Source organism: Streptomyces sp. NPDC055078, from assembly GCF_053607985.1.
Genome location: NZ_JBSGUP010000854.1, coordinates 1 through 3,001, shown reverse-complemented (window position 1 = coordinate 3,001; position 3,001 = coordinate 1). Strand labels below are relative to the sequence as shown.

The following is a 3,001-nucleotide window of genomic DNA, read 5'->3' as shown; positions in this document are numbered from 1 at the left end:
GACGAGGGCCTGCTGGGGTGCGCACCCGGCCGGACACGGGCCGGACGCGCACCCGGCCGGGTCCCTGCCCGGCCGATGCCCGCCCGACCGGCCCCTTACGCCGACCGGCGCCCATCACGTCCGGGTCCGTGTCCGGGTCCGTGTCCGGGCGGCGTCCGGGCGGCGTCCGGGCCGCCCGCGGACCGGTCCATGCCTGCCCCGGCACGACCGACGGCCGCCCGGTCCGGGACATCCGGGACATCCGGGGTGTTCGGGGGCGTCCGGGACGTTCGGGGGCGCTGCCTTCCGGTTCCATCCGTACGCGTACGACGGTTTCAGTTCACCCGGGCGCGCGGTCCCCGGCGGGAGTCAGGAACCGCCGTTGACCTTGGCCTCGGTCACCGCGCCCTCGGAGACGCCCCATTTGTCAACGATCTTCTTGTACTCACCGTTCTTGATGATCGCGTCAAGAGCGGACTTCAGGGCGTCACGCAGTTCCGTGTTGCCCTTGGCGACGGCGATTCCGTACGGGGCGGCGTCGACCTGCTCGCCGACGAGCTGGAAGTCGTTGCCGCCGCCCGAGGTCTTCACCGCGTACGCGGCCACCGGGAAGTCGGAGGAACCGGCGTCGCCGCCGCCGCCCCGCAGCCGGGTCTGGGCCTCCAGATCGTTGTCGAACGCCTCGATGGTGATCTTCTTGGCGCCGCACTTGGCGTTCTCGGCCTTGGCCAGGTCCTCGGAGACCGTGCCGCGCTGGACGACGACCTTCTTGCCGCAGAGGTCGGACCAGTTCTTGATGCCCTGGTCGTCACCCTTCTTGGTGTAGATGGAGACACCCGCGGTGAAGTAGTCGACGAAGTCGACGCCCTCGCCGACCTTCTTCTTGGTCTCGGAGTCGACGCCGTTCTGGCGGTCCTTGGTGTCCGTCATGGCCGACATGGCGATGTCGTAGCGCTTGGAGCGCAGCCCGGTGATCAGCGTGTCGAAGGTGCCGTTCTCGAACTCGAACCTCACCCCGAGCTGCTTGCCGAGGGCCTCGGCGATATCCGGGTCCAGGCCGATTGTCTTGCCCGAGTCGTCCTTGAACTCAACCGGCGGATAGGCGATGTCCGAACCGACCTTGATGACGCCCTTGTCCTGGATCTCCTTGGGCAGCTGATCCTTGAGCGCACCGCTCGCGGAGCTGGTGTCGCCGCCCTCGTCCTTGCTGGTCTGGTCGCCGCACGCGGTCAGCAGCATGGAGCCGGCGACCGCGATAACGCCCACCGCGGCGAACCGGGAGGTAAGGCGCATCCGGGACTTCGCGGGGGTCGTACTGCGCATGGAGCCTGCGGTCATGGTCGGAGTCCTCCGGCGTGTCTGTGAGCTGCCATTTCCTGGGTTGTATCCCGCTCGTGTACTCGTCTTCGAGTGTCACGACCTGGAGTGTTTTCGGCATCTTGCCATTCGGACGAGCCCATTCAGTCGGCCGGGCATGTCAAAATCAGGTAACGGGACACCCCCGCCCCCTCCTGGGCCGGTACATCACGACCGGACCTTTCACGGGGAATCATTCTTCCGGCCGGAAGATCTGCGGTCCACGGCGGCACGTGGACGGTGTGCAGGGCACGTAGCCGACGTGTCCTGACATCCGGCGACGAGTCTGCCCGGTATCGGGATATGGACTCGTCCTGAGCGGCCCCGGTCCGGTAAGAAGGACGTTTACACCCCTCATCCGGGGCTCAGGGCGCGTGTGCGGCGCGCCCGCGTGTCCGTACCACCCCTGCCGGGCGGGCCAACCGCCGACGCGGGGCACGGACACGGTGCCCGCCCACCCCTCCTCAACCAGGAGTGGAAACCCTCAACTGATGAAGACTTAAGGGGTCAACCCATGGCAGCGGAGATCGTCAATCCTCGCAGCGACAGCGGTACGGAGAGTGCTCCCGAGGAGCCCTTCGATCCTGCTTTCGCGCTGCACCGCGGCGGCAAGATGGCCGTCCGGGCCACCGTGCCGGTGCGGGACAGGGACGACCTGTCCCTCGCGTACACACCCGGCGTCGCCAAGGTGTGCAGCGCGATCGCCGAGCAGCCCGAACTCGTCCATGACTACACCTGGAAGTCGCAGGTCGTCGCCGTGGTGACGGACGGGACCGCGGTGCTCGGTCTCGGCGACATCGGGCCGGAGGCGTCCCTTCCGGTGATGGAGGGGAAGGCGATCCTCTTCAAGCAGTTCGGCGGGGTGGACGCGGTCCCGATCGCGCTCGCCACCAAGGACACGGACGAGATCATCGACACCGTGGTGCGCCTCGCGCCCTCCTTCGGCGGGATCAACCTGGAGGACATCTCGGCACCGCGCTGCTTCGAGATCGAGCGCAGGCTCCAGGAGCGGCTGGACATCCCCGTCTTCCACGACGACCAGCACGGTACGGCGGTGGTGACCCTCGCCGCACTGCGCAACGCGACCAAGCTGACCGGGCGCACCCTCGGTGAGCTGCGCGCGGTGATCTCGGGGGCGGGCGCGGCCGGGGTGGCCATCGCGAAGTTCCTGCTGGAGGCGGGGCTCGGCGATGTGTCGGTGGCCGACCGCAAGGGCATCGTCAGCCGGGACCGCGAGGACCTGAACCCGGTGAAGCGCGAACTGGCCGAGCTGACCAACAGGGCTCAGCTCACCGGCTCACTGGAGAGCGCCCTGGCCGGTGCGGATGTGTTCATCGGAGTCTCCGGCGGCACCGTCCCGGAGGCGGCCGTCGCGTCGATGGCCCCGGGCGCGTACGTCTTCGCCATGGCCAACCCGAACCCCGAGGTCCACCCCGATGTCGCGCGGAAGTACGCGGCCGTGGTGGCGACGGGACGCAGCGACTTCCCCAACCAGATCAACAATGTGCTGGCCTTCCCGGGGATCTTCGCGGGCGCGCTCCAGGTGCGGGCCTCCCGGATCACCGAGGGTATGAAGATCGCCGCGGCGAACGCGCTGGCCGATGTGGTCGGCGACGCGCTGTCGGCCGACTGTGTCATCCCCTCGCCGTTCGACGAGCGGGTCGCC

General features: G+C 68.6%; 2 protein-coding genes. One reads left to right on the top strand and one right to left on the bottom strand.

The genetic code is table 11. The features are described from left to right. Window positions 1–348: 348 nt before the first annotated feature. Window positions 349–1,317 carry an ABC transporter substrate-binding protein gene (locus ACWF94_RS37680; RefSeq protein ID WP_453499316.1) on the bottom strand — a complete coding sequence of 323 codons (969 nt, stop codon included), beginning with the start codon at window positions 1,315–1,317 and terminating at the stop codon, window positions 349–351. A gap of 532 nt (window positions 1,318–1,849) precedes the next feature. Here ACWF94_RS37680 and ACWF94_RS37675 point away from each other — a divergent pair. Then, on the top strand, window positions 1,850–3,001 hold a 1,152-nt coding region (locus ACWF94_RS37675; protein ID WP_453499314.1), incomplete at its 3' end, for an NAD(P)-dependent malic enzyme.